The 18,032-nt window shown below is 58.6% G+C and carries 17 protein-coding genes; 9 read left to right on the top strand and 8 right to left on the bottom strand.

From position 1 onward, the window contains the following. Nucleotides 1-62 precede the first annotated feature (62 nt). The 3 genes from FQ185_RS20805 (at nucleotide 63) to FQ185_RS20815 (ending at nucleotide 3,757) form a co-directional block, all read left to right on the top strand. Nucleotides 63-605 (top strand): YaeQ family protein, encoded by a 543-nt coding sequence (locus FQ185_RS20805; RefSeq protein ID WP_028623872.1) that lies wholly within the window; start codon nucleotides 63-65, stop codon nucleotides 603-605. A gap of 66 nt (nucleotides 606-671) precedes the next feature. Continuing rightward, nucleotides 672-2,381 (top strand): single-stranded-DNA-specific exonuclease RecJ, encoded by a 1,710-nt coding sequence (gene recJ, locus FQ185_RS20810; protein WP_149419054.1) that lies wholly within the window; start codon nucleotides 672-674, stop codon nucleotides 2,379-2,381. 269 nt (nucleotides 2,382-2,650) lie between these two features. Further along, complete coding sequence (locus tag FQ185_RS20815; RefSeq protein ID WP_149419055.1) at nucleotides 2,651-3,757, top strand: NADH:flavin oxidoreductase/NADH oxidase; 1,107 nt, start codon at nucleotides 2,651-2,653, stop codon at nucleotides 3,755-3,757. Nucleotides 3,758-3,826: 69 nt separating this feature from the next. Here the strand turns inward: FQ185_RS20815 and glpD are convergent, their stop codons facing one another. The 4 genes from glpD to FQ185_RS20835 all read right to left on the bottom strand — a co-directional run bounded on the left by glpD (nucleotide 3,827) and on the right by FQ185_RS20835 (nucleotide 8,964). Then, on the bottom strand, nucleotides 3,827-5,365 hold the full coding sequence (glpD, locus tag FQ185_RS20820) for a glycerol-3-phosphate dehydrogenase (RefSeq protein WP_149419056.1): 1,539 nt from the start codon (nucleotides 5,363-5,365) through the stop codon (nucleotides 3,827-3,829). A 314-nt stretch (nucleotides 5,366-5,679) separates the two neighbouring features. After that, a complete protein-coding gene (locus FQ185_RS20825; protein WP_149419057.1) occupies nucleotides 5,680-6,435 on the bottom strand; it encodes a DeoR/GlpR family transcriptional regulator in 756 nt (251 codons plus the stop codon). A 96-nt stretch (nucleotides 6,436-6,531) separates the two neighbouring features. After that, a complete protein-coding gene (gene glpK / locus FQ185_RS20830; protein ID WP_149419058.1) occupies nucleotides 6,532-8,037 on the bottom strand; it encodes a glycerol kinase GlpK in 1,506 nt (501 codons plus the stop codon). A gap of 75 nt (nucleotides 8,038-8,112) precedes the next feature. Next, on the bottom strand, nucleotides 8,113-8,964 hold the full coding sequence (locus tag FQ185_RS20835) for an MIP/aquaporin family protein (RefSeq protein WP_149419059.1): 852 nt from the start codon (nucleotides 8,962-8,964) through the stop codon (nucleotides 8,113-8,115). A 369-nt stretch (nucleotides 8,965-9,333) separates the two neighbouring features. Here FQ185_RS20835 and ybaK point away from each other — a divergent pair, with 369 nt between their 5' ends. Beyond that, nucleotides 9,334-9,804 (top strand): Cys-tRNA(Pro) deacylase, encoded by a 471-nt coding sequence (gene ybaK / locus FQ185_RS20840; protein WP_149419060.1) that lies wholly within the window; start codon nucleotides 9,334-9,336, stop codon nucleotides 9,802-9,804. Nucleotides 9,805-9,910: 106 nt separating this feature from the next. After that, nucleotides 9,911-10,693, top strand: coding sequence for a PhzF family phenazine biosynthesis protein (locus FQ185_RS20845; protein ID WP_149419061.1), 783 nt, complete (start codon nucleotides 9,911-9,913; stop codon nucleotides 10,691-10,693). Nucleotides 10,694-10,744: 51 nt separating this feature from the next. On the opposite strand, the gene FQ185_RS20850 is transcribed toward FQ185_RS20845, so the two are convergent. After that, nucleotides 10,745-11,854: an ABC transporter ATP-binding protein gene (locus tag FQ185_RS20850; protein ID WP_149419062.1), complete on the bottom strand. Its 1,110-nt coding sequence runs from the start codon at nucleotides 11,852-11,854 to the stop codon at nucleotides 10,745-10,747. Then, nucleotides 11,851-12,771 carry an ornithine carbamoyltransferase gene (gene argF / locus FQ185_RS20855; RefSeq protein ID WP_149419063.1) on the bottom strand — a complete coding sequence of 307 codons (921 nt, stop codon included), beginning with the start codon at nucleotides 12,769-12,771 and terminating at the stop codon, nucleotides 11,851-11,853. Before argF ends, FQ185_RS20850 begins: the two co-directional genes overlap by 4 nt. A 407-nt stretch (nucleotides 12,772-13,178) precedes the next feature. Here argF and FQ185_RS20860 point away from each other — a divergent pair, with 407 nt between their 5' ends. From FQ185_RS20860 to grxD, 3 genes are all read left to right on the top strand, one after another. Continuing rightward, entirely contained in the window at nucleotides 13,179-13,469 is a 291-nt protein-coding gene (locus FQ185_RS20860; protein ID WP_149419064.1) for a hypothetical protein, read from the top strand. 134 nt (nucleotides 13,470-13,603) lie between these two features. Next, on the top strand, nucleotides 13,604-15,709 hold the full coding sequence (locus tag FQ185_RS20865) for a molybdopterin oxidoreductase family protein (protein ID WP_149419065.1): 2,106 nt from the start codon (nucleotides 13,604-13,606) through the stop codon (nucleotides 15,707-15,709). A gap of 97 nt (nucleotides 15,710-15,806) precedes the next feature. Next, the gene (gene grxD / locus FQ185_RS20870; protein ID WP_149419066.1) at nucleotides 15,807-16,145 is read left to right on the top strand and encodes a Grx4 family monothiol glutaredoxin; all 339 of its coding nucleotides are present in this window, start codon (nucleotides 15,807-15,809) and stop codon (nucleotides 16,143-16,145) included. A 78-nt stretch (nucleotides 16,146-16,223) separates the two neighbouring features. Here grxD and bfr read toward each other — a convergent pair whose 3' ends face one another. Both bfr and FQ185_RS20880 read right to left on the bottom strand, forming a co-directional pair. Beyond that, on the bottom strand, nucleotides 16,224-16,697 hold the full coding sequence (bfr, locus tag FQ185_RS20875) for a bacterioferritin (protein ID WP_017340571.1): 474 nt from the start codon (nucleotides 16,695-16,697) through the stop codon (nucleotides 16,224-16,226). 199 nt (nucleotides 16,698-16,896) lie between these two features. Next, complete coding sequence (locus FQ185_RS20880) at nucleotides 16,897-17,115, bottom strand: bacterioferritin-associated ferredoxin (protein WP_149419067.1); 219 nt, start codon at nucleotides 17,113-17,115, stop codon at nucleotides 16,897-16,899. Between the two features lie 310 nt (nucleotides 17,116-17,425). Here FQ185_RS20880 and FQ185_RS20885 point away from each other — a divergent pair, with 310 nt between their 5' ends. Then, complete coding sequence (locus tag FQ185_RS20885; protein ID WP_149419068.1) at nucleotides 17,426-18,028, top strand: peroxiredoxin; 603 nt, start codon at nucleotides 17,426-17,428, stop codon at nucleotides 18,026-18,028. Nucleotides 18,029-18,032: the final 4 nt, after the last annotated feature.

An 18,032-nucleotide genomic window follows, 5' to 3' on the forward strand; every position in this document is an offset into this window, starting at 1 on the left:
TCGTTGATTGCCTACCGCATCGGTTAGACTTGCCGCCTTTCCACGTATCAAGAAGCCCGTTCATGGCCCAGCCGTCCACGACCTACAAGTTTGAACTGAACCTCACCGACCTCGACCGCAGCGTCTACGAAAGCGTGAAGCAGACCATCGCCCGTCACCCTTCGGAAACCGAAGAACGCATGACCGTGCGGCTGCTGGCCTACGCCTTCTGGTACAACGAGCAGCTGTCGTTTGGCCGTGGTCTGTCAGACGTGGATGAACCCGCCTTGTGGGAAAAGAGCCTGGACGATCGTGTCCTGCACTGGATCGAAGTCGGCCAGCCCGACGCCGATCGCCTGACCTGGTGCTCGCGCCGCACCGAACGTACCAGCCTGCTGGCCTACGGCAGCCTGCGCGTCTGGGAAACCAAAGTGATCCCGGCGATCAAAAACCTGAAAAACGTGCACATCGCCGCCGTGCCGCAGGAAATCCTGGAGACTCTGGCCAAAGACATGCCCCGCGTTATCAAGTGGGACGTGATGATCAGCGAAGGGACGATTTTCGTCACCGATGACCGTGGTCAGCATGAAGTCCAGTTGCAGTGGCTGAGCGGCGAACGCGGTTGATTTTTCGCAGTTAGTCCGCGTCACCCGGTTTTATCCTACGTATTGAAGAGAAGCACCTGTCACCCCATGCGCATCGAACCTCGCCTGTTGCCCGACACCCTGCCATTCCTCGGTGATCTGCCGCCGCTGCTGACCCGCCTGTACGCGGCGCGAGGTGTGCTGACCGAGGCGGAACTGGATAAGAGCCTGGCACGCTTGATTCCGTTCCAGCAGCTCAAAGGCATCGATGCTGCCGTGGATTTGCTGGTGACAGCGCTGGAGCAGCGTCAGCGGATTTTGATCGTCGGCGACTTTGACGCCGATGGCGCGACGGCCAGTACCGTGGGCATGTTGGGTTTGCGCCTGCTGGGTGCGGCTCACGTTGACTATTTGGTGCCGAATCGATTCGAGTATGGCTACGGCCTGACCCCGGAAATCGTCGAAGTGGCGCTGACCCGCACACCGCAGTTGCTGATTACCGTGGACAACGGTATCTCCAGCGTCGAAGGCGTGGCGGCGGCGAAAAAGGCCGGGCTCAAGGTGTTGGTCACCGATCACCACCTTCCCGGCGATGAACTGCCGTTGGCCGATGCCATCGTTAACCCGAACCAGCCCGGTTGCGAGTTTCCGAGCAAGGCGCTGGCCGGCGTCGGGGTTATTTTCTACGTACTGATGGCCCTGCGTGCGCGATTGCGCAGCCTGGGTTGGTACGAGAGCAAGCCGCAGCCGAACATCGGCGAGTTGCTTGATCTGGTGGCCTTGGGCAGCGTTGCCGACGTGGTGCCGCTGGATGCCAACAACCGGATTCTGGTGCACCAGGGTCTGGAGCGGATTCGCGCCGGGCGTGCCCGACCGGGGATCAAGGCTATCCTCGAAGTGGCCAAGCGTGATCATGCGCGCATCACTTCGACCGACCTGGGCTTTATTGTCGGTCCACGCCTGAATGCGGCGGGACGGCTGGATGACATGAGCCTGGGCATCGAATGCCTGCTCACCGAAGACGCGGCGGGTGCTCGTGAAATGGCGGCCCAGCTCGACGGCATGAATCAGGACCGCAAATCCATCGAGCAGGGCATGCAGCGCGAGGCGCTGGCTCAGCTCAAAGACTTGCCGGTGGAGTCGATGCCCTTCGGTTTGTGCCTGTTCGATCCCGAATGGCACCAGGGTGTCATCGGTATCCTCGCCTCGCGTATGAAAGAGCGCTATTTCCGTCCGACAATCGCCTTTGCCGATGCGGGAGATGGCTTGCTCAAGGGCTCGGGGCGTTCGGTTCAGGGTTTTCATATCCGCGATGCCTTGAGCGTGGTGGCGGCGCAGCATCCGAACCTGATCAGCAAATACGGCGGCCATGCCATGGCAGCCGGCCTCACGCTGCCGGAAGCGAATTTTCCGCTGTTCGCCCAAGCCTTTGACGCGGAAGTGCGTAGGCAATTACGCGAAGAAGACCTGACCGGGCGATTGCTGTCGGACGGCACGTTGGCGGTCGAGGAATTCCACCTGGAACTGGCCCGCGCCCTGCGTCACGCCGGACCTTGGGGGCAACACTTCCCGGAGCCGCTGTTTCATGGGGTGTTTCAATTGGTCGAGCAGCGCGTCGTCGGTGAGCGGCACCTTAAAGTGGTGCTCAAAAGCGAATGTGGTTCGGTCAAACTCGATGGCATTGCCTTTGGTATCGACCGTGACATCTGGCCGAATCCGACCATCAAGTGGGTGGAGTTGGCCTACAAACTCGACCTCAACGAGTTTCGCGGGAATGAGACGGTTCAACTGATGATTGCCCACATCGAACCGCGTTGAGCCCATCATGGGCAAGCCTCGCTCCTACAGGATTTGCGCAAACCCTGTGGGAGCGAGCCTGCTCGCGAAAGCGATTTCGCTCACACCGAATCCCTCGGAACCCTCCCTCATCCCCCGATGTCGACTAGGCTCTAAGCACTGCTTGATAATCCTTGTGACGTCTTGTCAATTTTTTTGCCCGCGGGGGCGGGTGCTGCACCTTTTTCCTGTCACTCGTCGACTTTTCAAACAGAACCCTGGAGCCTGCCCACTGATTCGAGAGGTGCCCCATGAGTCTGCTGCTTGAACCCTACACTATTCGCCAATTGACCCTGCTCAACCGTATCGCGGTGTCGCCGATGTGCCAGTACTCCAGCGTCGAAGGCCTGGCCAATGACTGGCACCTGGTCCATCTCGGCAGTCGCGCTGTCGGCGGAGCCGGGCTGGTGTTTACCGAAGCTACGGCAGTCACCGCCGACGGCCGCATCACCGCCGAGGACCTCGGCCTGTGGAGCGATGAACAGATCGAACCCCTGCAACGCATCACTCGCTTCATCGCAGCACAAGGCGCCGTTGCCGGTATCCAGTTAGCCCACGCCGGGCGCAAAGCGAGCACCTATCGGCCGTGGCTCGGCAAGCATGGCAGCGTCAAACCCGATGACGGCGGCTGGGTCCCGGTCGGTCCTTCACCCATTGCCTTCGACCCACAACACACACAACCCAGGCAGCTCAATGAAGGCGAGATCGCCGATGTCATTCAGGCATTTGTCGATTCGGCAAAGCGGGCGCTGACCGCCGGCTTCAAAGTGGTCGAAGTACATGCCGCCCACGGTTACCTGCTGCACCAGTTTTTGTCGCCCCTGAGTAATCAGCGACGCGATCAATATGGCGGTTCGTTCGAGAATCGAATTCGGCTGGTGCTGCAAGTCACCGAAGCGGTGCGTGCAGTATGGCCGGAAGCGTTACCGGTGTTTGTGCGCGTGTCGGCCACCGATTGGGTGGAAGACGGCTGGAATCCCGATGAAACGGTGGAGCTGGCGCGACGCCTCAAGAACCTGGGTGTTGACCTCATCGATGTCTCGTCGGGCGGTACGGCGGTCAACGCCGAGGTTCCTACAGGCCCGGGTTATCAGACCCGCTTCGCCGAACGGGTGCGCAAGGAGTCAGGCATTGCCACTGGTACGGTAGGCATGATTACCGAACCGGCGCAGGCCGAACATATTCTGCGCACGTGTCAGGCCGATATTATCTTCCTCGCCCGTGAACTGTTGCGTGATCCGTACTGGCCGCTGCATGCCGATGATGATTTGGGCGGGCACAAGGCTATCTGGCCTGCGCAGTACCAGCGGGCAACCCATCGCGACCAGCCTATTCATGAATCGGATTTGCGTGACTGAAGTCTGAAGGCATGAAAAAAGCCCCTGAATCGCGAGATTCAGGGGCTTTTCGTTGAAGTGGATCTAAAATCAGGCCGCTTCGATCTTGCTGCGGTTCTGCTCGACCTTGTTCAGGTAATCCTTGAGCTTTTCCTGTTCTGCCGGGGTGGTGAACAGCCCGAGCTTGCTGCGGCGCCACAGAATGTCGTGCGCCGTGGTCGCCCACTCTTCGCTGCACAGGTAATCGACTTCGCGGGTGTAGAGACCGCCGCCGATGTGTTCGCCCAGATCGCTAATATTTTGCACGCCTTCAAGCATGCGCCAGGTGCGGCTGCCGTAGGTGGTGGACCAGCGGCGCGAGATCTCTGTCGGGACCCAGTCGAACTTGTCGAGGATCAGCGAGCTCAGCGCCTGCGGGGTGGTCATGTCTTCGCCGCCCGGCAACGTAGCGCTGGCGGTCCAGCTTGGCTTGATGTTCTTGAAGTACGGAGCCAGTTGCGCCAGCGCCGACTCGGCCAGTTTGCGGTAGGTGGTCAGCTTGCCGCCGAACACCGACAGCAGCGGCGCTTCTTCTCCACTGCCCGACAGCGCCAGGGTGTAGTCGCGGGTGACGGCCGACGGGTTGTCGGATTCGTCGTTGCACAGCGGACGAACACCGGAGTAACTGTGCAGGATATCGTCGCGGCTGATGCGTTTCTTGAAATGCGAGTTGACCACTTTCAGCAAGTAGTCGGTTTCACCTTCGGTAATCGCCACTGCTGCCGGGTCGCCGGTGTATTCGCGGTCGGTGGTGCCGATCAGGGTGAAGTGATTCAGGTACGGAATAGTGAACACGATGCGCTGATCTTCGTTTTGCAGAATGTGCGCATGTTCACCTTCGTACAGTTTCGGCACGATCAGGTGGCTGCCCTGGATCAGGCGAATGCCGTAGGGCGATTCCATTTTCAGGTCGTCACGAATGAACTTGGCGACCCACGGGCCGGCCGCATTCACCAGCGCTTTGGCGCGAATCGAAAACAGGCTGCCATCGGCGCGTTCCAGGTGCAGGTGCCACAGGCCTTTAGTGCGACGGGCGCTGACGCAACGAGTCTGGGTGTGAACATGGGCGCCTTTTTCGCGGGCGGCCATGGCGTTCAGTACCACCAGACGAGCATCGTCGACCCAGCAATCGGAGTATTCGAAGCCTTTGGTGATTTCGCTTTTCAGCGGGCTGTCCGGGCCGAACTTCAGACTTTTCGAGCCTTCCAGTTTTTCCCGCTTGCCGAGGTGGTCATAAAGGAACAGGCCGGCGCGGATCATCCATGCCGGACGCAGATGCGGACGGTGCGGCAACACGAAGCGCATCTGTTTGACGATGTGCGGCGCCTTGGCCAATAGCACTTCGCGCTCGGCCAGGGCTTCGCGCACCAGGCGGAATTCGTAATGTTCGAGGTAGCGCAGGCCACCGTGGATCAGCTTGCTGCTGGCTGATGAGGTGTGGCTGGCCAGGTCATCCTTTTCGCAAAGGAACACCGAAAGACCGCGGCCGGCGGCATCCGCTGCGATCCCCACGCCATTGATCCCACCACCGATGACGGCGATATCGTAGACCTCGGCGAGAGGGGGCGTAGGCAAGGTAGAAGTGGGCATCGGCTGGCCTCGGGCTTTTTTGATTTTCTGTATTGGAATTCGAACATTAATGTTCATTTGCGAAAATGGTAGCCTATAAAGCTGCCCACAGCCAGTTAACTTCGATTGAAAATACTGATCGAAGGGCCGTTAAAGGAAAATTTCCGAACATTTGGATGCGCTATAAGGCGCGAAAGGTGTGTTGCGTGGACGATCGTCATCGCGGGCAAGTCGAATCGTCGCACCGCCGCTCCCACAAGGGTTTGCGTATGACCTGGGGGAGCGTGGCTTGCCCGCGATGGCGCCGGTACAGGCGCCGAAGATGTGAGGGGAGGTTAAACGACCTCGAGCCGAATCTTGTGCTGACTCAACAACTGCGCCAACGCCGGCACCGGCTGCTGATCGGTCACCAGGCAATCAATCAGGCTGATCGGTCCCAGGCGAATCATGGCGTTGCGCCCGAATTTGCTGGAGTCAGCCGCCAGAATCACCTTCCGGGCATTGGCGATGATCGCCTGTGAAACCCGCACTTCCTGGTAATCGAAGTCCAGCAGGCTGCCGTCTTCATCAATGCCGCTGATGCCGACCAAGGCGAAATCAACCTTGAACTGGTTAATGAAGTCGACACTCGCCTGGCCGACCACACCGCCGTCACGCCGCACATTGCCACCCGTCAGCAGGACGTCAAAATCGTCCTTGGCGCTGAGCATTGAGGCTACGTGCAGGTTGTTGGTGATGATCTTCAGGTGACTGTGATTGAGCAGCGCTCGGGCGATGGATTCGGTCGTCGTGCCAATATTGATGAACAACGAGGCGTGGTCGGGAATCTGAGCCGCAATGGCTTCGCCGATACGCTGTTTTTCATCGCGCATCTGATCGGCACGCATGGCGTAGGCAGTGTTTTCGACGCTGGAGTCATAGGCTGCGCCGCCATGATAGCGGCGCAGTAAATTGGCTTCCGCGAGCTGATTGATATCGCGGCGGATGGTTTGCGGTGTAACGACGAACAGCTGAGCCATTTCCTCGATGCTGACATAGCCACGTTCGCGGACCAGTTCGAGGATTTGCTGCTGACGGGGAGGCAGATTCATGGGGCTTCCTTTGGGCTGCCGTGCAAAAATTTGCCCATGATGCCGCAGGAATCCGCTCCCTACCAGTTACAACCGGATACGAGTCCGGTCCTTGGCTTATTCAGCTCCCTCGTGTGGTTCCCAATCGCGGGTGCGGCTGACGGCTTTTTTCCAGCCGGCGTAGAGTTTTTCTTTCGCGGGTTCGTCCAGGGTCGGTTCGAATTCACGCTCGATCACAGCCTTGCCGCGCAATTCGTCCAGGCTGCTCCAGAAGCCGCAAGCCAGGCCCGCCAGATAGGCAGCACCCAATGCTGTGGTTTCACGCATCTTCGGACGCTCGACCTGAGTGCCGAGAATGTCGGCCTGGAACTGCATCAGGAAGTTGTTCGCCACGGCACCGCCGTCCACGCGCAGCGACTTGAGGCGTTCGCCGGAGTCCTGTTGCATGGCGTCGAGTACGTCGCGGGTCTGGTAGGCAATCGACTCCAGGGCTGCACGAATGATGTGATCCACGCGTACACCGCGAGTCAGGCCGAACAATGCGCCACGGGCATACGGGTCCCAGTACGGAGCGCCCAGACCGGTAAAGGCGGGCACCAGGTACACGCCGTTGCTGTCCTTGACCTTGTTGGCGAAGTATTCAGTGTCGTGGGCGTCGTTGATGATTTTCAGCTCGTCACGCAGCCACTGAACGGTGGAGCCGCCATTGAACACAGCGCCTTCCAGCGCGTAGGCCACTTCGCCACGCGGACCGCAAGCGATGGTGGTCAACATGCCGTGCTTGGACTTCACAGCTTTGTCACCGGTGTTCATCAGCAGGAAGCAGCCGGTGCCGTAAGTGTTTTTCGCCTGACCGGGCTCGACGCACATCTGGCCGAACAGGGCCGCTTGCTGGTCACCGGCGATACCGCCGATGGCGATGCCGCTTTTAGTGTGGCCGTAGATTTCGGACGAGGATTTCACTTGCGGCAGCATCTCGCGCGGAATATCCAGCACCTCCAGCATCTTCGCGTCCCACTCCAGCGTGTGGATGTTGAAGAGCAGGGTGCGCGAGGCGTTGGTGTAGTCGGTGACGTGCACCTTGCCACCGGTAAATTTCCAGATCAGCCAGCTGTCGACGGTACCGAACAGCAGCTCACCGTTGCGCGCACGTTCGCGGCTGCCTTCGACGTTGTCGAGGATCCATTTGAGCTTGGTGCCGGAGAAGTACGGGTCAGTGACCAGGCCCGTGGTGTCGCTGATGTATTGCTCGTGGCCATCGCGCTTGAGCTGCTGGCAGATCTCGGTGCTGCGGCGGCACTGCCAGACGATCGCGTTGTAGATCGGGCGGCCGGTTGTCTTGTCCCAGACCACGGTGGTTTCGCGCTGGTTGGTGATGCCGATGGCGGCGACCTGGTCGTGATGCAGGCCGGCTTGAGCCAGGGCCTCGACCATCACGGCGCTTTGGGTGGCGAAGATTTCCATCGGGTCGTGTTCGACCCAGCCAGGTTGCGGGTAATGCTGTACGAATTCGCGTTGGGCGGTGCAGACCACGTTCGCGTCGCGGTCGAAAATGATCGCGCGGGAGCTGGTCGTACCCTGATCGAGGGCAATGATGTAGTTCTTATTCTGAATGTCGGTCATGTCGATTGCCTTGGACGAAAAAAGGGAGTGAGGTCTGGCGCGCGATCTTATGGGCAGTAGCACGCGCCAACGGTATCAAGAAGTTCTTGGTTTGCCGTCAATGGCCGGTGTTGCATCCTTTGTAGCAGGTATGGCGCTGGGCAGATGACGGGCAATCAGCCCGCGATACGCTGCAGCACCGAGGCAGGCACCGACAATCGGTGCAAAAACCGGAATCAGGAAATACGGGATATCGCGCCCGCCAGTGAAGGAAATTTCACCCCAGCCTGCGAAGAAAGTCATTAACTTGGGGCCGAAATCACGGGCCGGGTTCATCGCAAAACCGGTTAATGGGCCCATCGAGCTGCCAATCACGGCAATCAGCAAGCCGATCAGCAGCGGCGCCATTGGCCCGTTCGGCAGTCCGTTGTTGTCGTCGGTCAGGGACATGATCACGCCCATCAGGATGGCGGTGATGATCACTTCAACCAGGAAGGCCTGGGCCGTGGACAAGGCCGGGTTGGGGAAGGTTGAGAACACCGACGCCAATTCGAGGCTGGCCTGAGTGCCACGAACCATATGGTGTGTTTGTTCGTAATCGAAGAAAAGATTGCTGTACAGCGTGTAAACCAGCAACGCCCCACAGAAGGCGCCAGCAATCTGGGCAAAAATATAAAAAGGCAATTTGCGCTTTTCGAAGTCAGCGAAAATGCTCAGGGCGATGCTCACGGCAGGGTTGAGGTGAGCTCCGGAAACCCCGGCGGTCAGGTAGATCGCCATGCTCACGCCGACGCCCCAGATAATGCTGATTTCCCACAAGCCAAAGCTGGCACCCGCGACCTTGAGCGCGGCAACACAACCGGTGCCGAAGAAGATAAGCAGTGCAGTACCCAGGAACTCGGCCATGCATTGGCTTGAGAGCGACGGTTGTTGTAAAGCAGTTGTCATTGAAAACCTCATTTTTGTTGTTGTCTGGCGCTTTGCATCATGGTCAAAGCGCGATTTTCACCGAGACAGAATCCCCATCCTGTTCTCGGCCTACTGCTGGGTGCTGCGGTGTGACATTCGTACAGTATTCACATTCGAAAAAATATAGACAAGAAACGCTGATGTCAAAGGTCGAAAGTGAACGGTCGGTCACAATTAAACTATTAGTCACGTGAATGATCGTATCGTTCACGCGTCGGCCTGAACGTGGATGAACGGTACAAGGCGCCGTCACGTCTTTGAAACAGTGCCGCAATAGAGCCTTTTGCTGATCAATGACCTAGAATCCAGCGCAGTCTTTTTGTTCTGCCGCCAAAGCCTGGAGCTGCCATGACCCCCGCATTGGATTTGTTGAAAAAAGTTCGTGCCGAACATCGCGTGCACAGTTACGAACATGATCCCAAGGCAGCATCCTATGGGCTGGAGGCTGCGGAGAAACTGGGATTGAACCCGGCGCAGGTGTTCAAGACCTTGCTGGCGGCCAGTGAGAAAGGTGAATTGCTGGTAGCGGTGGTGCCGGTCGTCGGAAGTCTTGATTTGAAGGGGCTGGCTCATGCTGCCGGCGTGAAAAAAGTCGAAATGGCCGATCCTGCCGCTGCGCAACGATCCACCGGTTACCTGTTGGGCGGGATCAGTCCGCTGGGACAGAAAAAGCGCTTGCGCACTTTTATCGATAAATCAGCTCAGCCCTTTGCCAGCATTTTTGTCAGCGCGGGGCGGCGTGGGCTGGAAGTGGAACTAGCGCCGGCCGTGTTGGCCGAACATACCGAGGCCAAGTTCGCTGATATCGGCCGCGCCTGACGCGGGCTATCGGCCTGGCGCTGTATGGTGCAAATTTACTGGCTCTGTCACTGGTGCCGCATTGTTGGCAACTGCATGCTCGGTGGCCTGACAAAGGGAGAAGGTTATGCAGCTTGAGTTTCATCAGGTCGATGCGTTTAGTGATCGGCCATTCAGTGGCAATCCGGCGATGGTCTATCGCCTTGATGCCTGGCTCGCCGATGAGCTGATGCAGAAGATCGCGGCCGAGCACAACCTCGCCGAAACGGCCTTCGTGATGCGCGAAGGGCAGGGTTGGCATATCCGCTGGTTCACCCCGACGACTGAAGTGCCGTTGTGCGGTCATGCGACCCTGGCCAGCGCTTACGTATTGTTCGAAATCCATAAAGAGCCGGTCGAACGGCTGGACTTCATCTGCAAGTCCGGCCCGCTCAGTGTGAGTCGTGAGGGTGAGCGCTTGTGGCTGGATTTTCCGGCGATCATGCCGTCGGAAGTGGGCGTGACCCTGGATGTCGAGCGCGCGCTGGGTGTGGAAGCCGTCGATGTGCTCGGTTCGAATGAATTGTTGGTAGTGCTGGAGTCTGAGCAAGCGGTGCTCGATTGCCGGCCCGATATGGTCGCGCTAGCGAAACTGCCGTGGCTGGGCGCTATCGTGACTGCGCGGGGCAACAAGCACGATTTCGTTTCCCGTTACTTCGCCCCGGCAATCGGCATCAACGAAGACCCGGTGACCGGCGCTACCCATTGCAGCTTGATTCCGTATTGGTCGAAACGTTTGGGCAAGTCGAGTCTGACGGCTTATCAATGTTCGACGCGGGGCGGGGAGTTGTTCTGCCGGCTGGAAGGGGATCGGGTGAAGATCGGCGGGAATGCGACGCTCGTTGCGAGCGGAACGCTAATGCTGGGTTGATCAAAACCACTGTGGGAGCGAGCAAGCTCGCTCCCACAGGGATTGTGTAGGTCAACTGGCAGTGCTGTAGCGCCGAACACCGGAATCTACAGCCGGAATCTGCGCCGCGATGCTGCCCGATGCCTGGAACAGCACCAGGTGTTCCGCCGCGACACGAATGCCGACCTCGGAACCCACCTGATGATCAGCATGACTCGGAAATATCGACTCAAGCTGTGCGCCCGTCGGTAACTGCAGGCGATACAGGGTGGACGCGCCCTGGAAAGACTTGCCGACGATGCGTGCTTTCAAACCGTTATCCGGTGCATAAACGATATCGTCCGGACGCAGCAACACATCCACCGCGCCGCCAACCGGCCAGGTGTAGGCACGGTTACCGCGCAATTCACCCAGCTCGGTTTGCACTGACTCCGGGCTACTCAGCTGACCGCGAATGAAGTAGCCCTGACCAATGAAACTGGCCACAAACGGTGTAAGCGGTTCGTGATACAGATTGTAGGGGGTGTCCCACTGTTCCAGCCGACCTTCCTTAAAAACCCCGACATGATCGCTCACCGCGAAGGCCTCTTCCTGGTCGTGGGTCACCAGAATCGCGCTGGTGCCACGGGCCTTGAGGATGTCGCGCACTTCATGGCTGAGCTTGCGACGCAGCTCGCCGTCGAGGTTGGAGAAGGGTTCGTCGAGCAGCAGCAATTGCGGTTCCGGCGCCAGGGCGCGGGCCAGGGCGACACGCTGTTGCTGGCCACCGGACAGCTCATGGGGGAAGCGCTTGCCGAGGTTTTTCAGGTTGACCAGTTCCAGCAACTCTTCGGTGACGCGATCCTTCTGCGGATGCTTGCGGATCCCGAAAGCGATGTTCTCGGCCACGCTCAAGTGCGGAAACAGCGCGTAGTCCTGGAACACCATGCCGATCCGGCGTTTCTCCGGCGCGAGGGTGAAGCCGGCGCGGGAGATCGTCTCGCCTGCCAGCTGGATTTCCCCTTCGTGCACCGGTTCGAAACCGGCAATGGCCCGCAGGGTGGTGGTCTTGCCGCAGCCCGAAGAGCCCAGCAAGCAACCGATATCGCCGGCATTCAAGTGCAGGTTGAGGTTCTGCACGACCCGCTGGTCTTGGTAGCCGCAGGCGAGGTTGCGCAGGTTAAGCAGTAATGGCTGGCTCATGCGTGGTGATACGCCGGCTCGACGAGAAACTCGAGCAGGGCCTTTTGTGCGTGGAGACGGTTTTCGGCTTGATCCCAGGCGACCGAGCGGGTGTCATCGAGCAAGTCGACGCTGATTTCCTCGCCGCGGTGGGCCGGCAGGCAATGCATGAACAGCACGTCCGGGGCAGCCAGGTCGAGCAGGGCACGATTAACCTGGAATGGCGCGAACAGCTTCAGGCGCTTGGCGGTTTCCTCTTCCTGGCCCATGGAGGTCCAGACGTCGGTGCTGACCAGGTGGGCGCCGCGCACGGCGTCCTCCGGATCGCGGACGATAGTCACCCGATCGCCGGCCTTGGCCACGAACTCAGGGTTGGGCTCGAAACCTTCCGGGCAAGCGATGCGCAACTGGAAGTCGAACTGGATCGCCGCTTCTATATAGCTGTTGCACATGTTGTTGCCGTCGCCGATCCAGGCCACGGTTTTGCCCTGGATCGAGCCGCGGTGTTCGAGGAACGTCTGCATGTCGGCCAGCAGCTGGCACGGGTGCAGGTCATCGGACAGGCCGTTGATCACGGGCACGCGGGAATTGGCGGCGAATTCGCTCAGGGTGCTGTGGGCAAAAGTACGAATCATCACCGCGTCGAGCATGCTCGACATGACGATCGCGCAGTCGCCGATCGGCTCGCCACGGCCCAGTTGGGTATCGCGCGGCGACAGGAAGATGGCCTGGCCGCCGAGCTGGATCATGCCGGCTTCGAACGAAATACGGGTGCGGGTCGAGGATTTCTCGAAAATCATCCCGAGCACGCGGTTTTTCAGAGGCTCGAACAGTACGCCGCGGTTACGCAGGTCCTTGAGCTCAACGCCTCGACGGATCACGCTGACCAGCTCTTCGGGCGTGCAATCCATCAGGGAGAGAAAGTGCCTTGCGCTCATCATTGACTACCTTTTTGCAACAGACCGCAGATACTCAAAGCCTTGTTTAACTGAAAAACGGGCGAGACCTGCGGCGTAAGCCGCACGGGGCGACGAATAGGGGAAGGCGCGATCTTATAATTAAATGTCGCGTCTTACCAATAGGGCTACGGTTTTTAGGGGATTTCAGAGGGGCTACGGGGTGACCGCAGTAGCGCTTTTGAAGCCTGTTTCCTGACAGCAGCCAACCATTTGTACACCGGGGCCGCGGGGCTTTGCAATCAAACGGGGCGGGGGCGGCATGGTGACAGTCGGTTTCTGACCTGTCACTCGAAGCTTTGCCCGGGCAAGGTATCTGATTTGAAACATTTGCTAAAGCAAAGTGCTGGGGTATAACTACTTCACGAGCGACGCAGGAAGCCTTCGAAATGGAATCGAAAGAACAGCAACTCATGGAGCTACTCGGCCTCACGGCCCGCTCTCTCACCCATCTCACCGCTTCAATGACCTCGATGTCCTTCGAGCTGATGCGCAGTCACGACGAAGTCACCAGAGCCGCCGGCCGGCGGATGATCGACCGCATGGCCACCATCAGCAGCGGACTCGACGAGCACTGGCGACTGATCGGCGAACTCACCGGCGTGCACGTCGCCCACGAGCAGATCGAAACTATCCAGGAGATTCAGTTGCTGGCGCCGTCGAAGCTGCCGCCGAGCTGATCCCATACGGCCATTGGCTGGCCTGATGGGGGGCGATTCACAAGACGAACGTCGCTGGCGCAGTCGCGGGGCAGGCGCCATAGTTTTGTTCCCGCGGCTGATATTGCCCGCCCAGAACAAGACAGAGACTGGCCATGACCAAGACTCTCCATCACCGTGCGTGCCACCTGTGTGAAGCCATCTGCGGCCTGACGATCGAAACCACCGAAGTCGAAGGCGACGTGCAGATCACCTCGATCAAGGGTGACCCTCAGGATACGTTCAGCCGCGGGCACATCTGCCCCAAAGCGGTTGCGCTGCAAGACATTCAGAACGATCCGGACCGTTTGCGTCAGCCGATGCTGCGGGTCGGCAGCGAATGGCAGCCCATCGAGTGGGAAGACGCCTTCAGCCTAGTAGCCGTACGGCTGGCGGCGATTCAGGAACGTCATGGGCAAAACGCGGTGGCGGTCTATCAAGGCAATCCCAGCGTGCATAACTATGGGCTGATGACCCACAGCAATTACTTTCTCGGCCTGCTGAAAACCCGCAACCGGTTTTCCGCGACCTCGGTCGACCAGTTGCCCCATCACCTGACCAGCCATTTGATGTACGGCCACGGCTTGCTGTTGCCGATTCCGGACATCGATCACACCGATTTCATGCTGATCCTCGGTGGTAATCCGCTGGCGTCCAATGGCAGCATCATGACCGTGCCGGATGTGGAAAAGCGTCTGAAAGCGATTCAGGCCCGGGGTGGCAAAGTGGTGGTGGTCGATCCGCGTCGCAGCGAAACGGCGGCGATAGCCGATCAGCATCTGTTCGTGCGCCCCGGTGGCGATGCGGCGTTGTTGTTCGGGTTACTTAATACCTTGTTCGCCGAAGGCCTGACCCGCGACAGTCATTTGCCGGTGGATGGTCTGGAAGAGGTGCGAGAGGCGATCACGAATTTCACTGCCGAGGCCATGAGCCCGTTGTGTGCGGTGCCGGCCGAGCAAATCCGCCAGCTGGCTCGGGACTTCGCAGCGGCGCCGACAGCGGTCTGCTACGGCCGCATGGGGGTCTCGACCCAGGCATTCGGCACCTTGTGTCATTGGGTTGTGCAGTTGATCAATCTGGTCACCGGTAACCTCGACCGTGTGGGCGGTGCGTTGTGCACCGAACCTGCGGTGGACCTGGTGGCGTCCACTTCCGGCGGACATTTCGATCTGTGGCAGAGCCGGGTGTCCGGGCGTCCGGAGTATGGTGGAGAACTTCCGGTGTCGGTGCTGGCCGAAGAGATGCTCACCGAAGGAGAAGGGCAGGTCCGCGCGCTCATCACCGTGGCGGGTAATCCGGTGCTGTCGACGCCCAATGGCCGTCAACTGGAACAGGCGCTGGACGGTTTGGAGTTCATGCTTAGCATCGACCTGTACATCAATGAAACTACGCGTTATGCCGACCTGATCCTGCCGTCCACGTCGGCCCTGGAAAACGATCACTACGACACCACGTTCAATATGTTTGCAGTGCGTAACGTCAGCCGGTTCAACCGCGCGATTCTGGCCAAGCCCGAAGGTGCATTGCACGACTGGGAGATTTTCGTGGGCTTGGCCAAGGCTTTTGCGGCGAAGACCGGCAAGGAATTGAAGCCGACCGTCGCCCCGGCACAGATGATCGATCAAGGATTGCGGATGGGCCTGTACGGCGACGCTTCGGAGCACAAGCTGTCGCTGGCGACTTTGTTCGATCATCCTCATGGCGTCGATCTGGGGGCGCTGAAATCCAACCTTGCCCCCCGTCTGAAAACCGCCAGTCAGCGAGTCCAGGCAGCGCCCGCCGCGATCCTCGCCGACCTCACGCGCTTCGCGGCGTTGCAAGCGCCCCCTGTCGATGAGTTGCTGATGATCGGCCGCCGTCATGTGCGCAGCAACAACTCGTGGATGCACAACTATTACCGTCTGGTGAAGGGTAAGCCGCGTCATCAGTTGTTGATGCACCCGGACGACCTGGCCAGCCGTGGACTCAACGATGGGCAGCAAGTGCGCGTCAGTTCGCGGGTCGGCGTGATCGAAGTTGAAGTGCTTGCCAGTCTGGATATGATGAAAGGCGTGGTCAGCCTGCCTCACGGTTGGGGCCACGCACGGCCGGGTGTGCAGATGACAATCGCCAGTGGCCAACCGGGTTCCAGCGCCAATGACTTGACCGACGAGTGTCAGCTCGATGAGTTGTCGGGCAATGCGGCGCTCAATGGTGTGCCAGTGAGCGTGGCGGCGGCTTGATCAAGTCTGTCGGGGAGACCGCGCATGGCGCTCGGGTTTCCGTTACAATGCGCCACCGTGCCGACCACTGAGTCGGAAAGTTCAGCCGAGGTGCTCCATGGATATCATTGAAACGATTAAAGAGCAGATTGCTAACAACACCATTCTGCTTTACATGAAAGGTTCGCCGAATGCCCCGCAGTGTGGCTTCTCAGCGAAAGCCGCGCAGGCTGTGATGGCGTGCGGTGAAAAGTTCGCGTACGTGGACATCCTGCAGAACCCGGAAATCCGCGCCAACCTGCCAAAGTACGCCAACTGGCCAACCTTCCCGCAACTGTGGGTCGGTGGCGAGCTGGTAGGCGGTAGCGACATCATGACTGAGATGGCTGCAGACGGTTCGCTGCAAACCACCATCAAAGCTGCTGTCGAAGCTGCTGCTGCCAAGACCGAAGCCTGAAACCAGGGCGATAAAAAAGCCCCGCCTCTTTAAAAGAGCGCGGGGCTTTTTATTGTCTCGAGTTTAGCGGGCGCTAACTTACTCTTCGCCCATCTGCGATTGCAGATAGTTCTCAAGACCGACTTTATCGATCAGGCCCAGTTGGGTTTCCAGCCAGTCGATATGTTCTTCTTCGGACTCAAGAATATCTTCAAGCAGTTCACGGCTACCGAAGTCGCCAACGGTTTCGCAATGCGCGATGGCTACTTTGAGATCCGCGTGACCGGTGCGTTCGATACGCAGATCGCACTCAAGCATTTCCTGGGTGTGCTCGCCGATCTGCAGCTTGCCCAGATCCTGGACGTTCGGCAGCCCTTCAAGGAACAGGATGCGCTTGATCAGCTTGTCCGCGTGTTTCATCTCGTCGATGGATTCGTGGTATTCGTGCTTGCCGAGCTTGTTCAGACCCCAATCTTCATACATGCGCGCATGCAGAAAGTATTGATTGATCGCGACCAGCTCATTGGCAAGGATCTTGTTGAGATGCTGGATGACTGTAATGTCGCCTTTCATGATGGGGTCCTGCCCTGTATTAGCTGTCTATAAGACAGAGTTTGAGCCGCGTAATTAAGAGTGTCAAACCTAAGTTATTGAAACTTAAGTGAAAATTAATCGGAATAAGAATGTTTTTGTTCCGCGTCTAGACCCTAAGCGATTGATTTGCAGACATAAAAAAACCGGACATAGAGTCCGGTTCTTTGAAATAGGGTATTTAGGCGGCAGTAAATTCTACAGGATAAGGAATAGAAGCCTGGGCCGATTGCAGTTTGGTCAGGGTTTCGCGGACCACTTCCTTGGCAAGGCAGGCACATTTGCCGCATTGGCTGGCTACGCCGGTGGCCTGACGGACTTCTTTATAGCTGCAGCAACCTTCATAGATTGCATCGCGGATTTGACCGTCGGTGACGCCAGTGCAGAGGCAGACATACATAAGTAAAAACCGTCGCTGGTTGTGACTCAATTGCGATGGATCTTAATGTTAACGAGAATGATTGTCAAAGTGGTTTCTGAAAGCTTTGCGTTATATGCGTGCGTGACTGACGAACGGTTTCCAAGGGCCATCCGCCAGTCTCCGCGAAACGGCAATTTCACCGCGGGTTGAAAATCCGTTGAGGACAGCTCAAAAACGCCGTGTATGATGGTCGGTCCTTGCGAAGGGGGTCGTGTCACAGGGCTGTCGCCTGAGGGTGGCAGGCTGACGCGAACCCAGTTCTTCACGTTAATAGACCAGGAGATATTCAATGAGCGTACTCGTAGGCAAACAAGCCCCGGACTTCACCGTACCGGCCGTACTCGGCAATGGCGAAATCGTAGACAGCTTCACCCTGTCGTCGGCCATCAAAGGTAAATATGGCCTGGTGTTCTTCTACCCACTGGACTTCACCTTCGTTTGCCCGTCCGAGCTGATCGCTCTGGACAACCGCATGTCTGACTTCAAGGCACGTAACGTTGAAGTGATCGCCGTTTCGATCGACTCGCACTTCACCCACAACGCCTGGCGTAACACCCCGGTCAACAATGGTGGTATCGGCGAAGTCCGCTACACCATGGCTGCCGACATGAAGCACGAAATCGCCAAGGCCTACGACGTTGAGTCCGAAGGCGGCGTGGCTTTCCGTGGCGCGTTCCTGATCGACGACAAAGGCGTTGTCCGTTCGCAGATCATCAACGACCTGCCGCTGGGCCGTAACATTGAAGAGCTGGTCCGTCTGGTCGACGCTCTGCAATTCCACGAAGAGCACGGCGAAGTTTGCCCTGCCAACTGGAAAAAAGGCGACAAAGGCATGACCGCTTCGACCGAAGGCGTCGCGGCTTACCTGACCGAGCACGCTGCGGCCCTGTAAGCCC

Origin of the sequence: Pseudomonas sp. ANT_H12B (genome assembly GCF_008369325.1) — a bacterium.
GTDB lineage: Bacteria > Pseudomonadota > Gammaproteobacteria > Pseudomonadales > Pseudomonadaceae > Aquipseudomonas.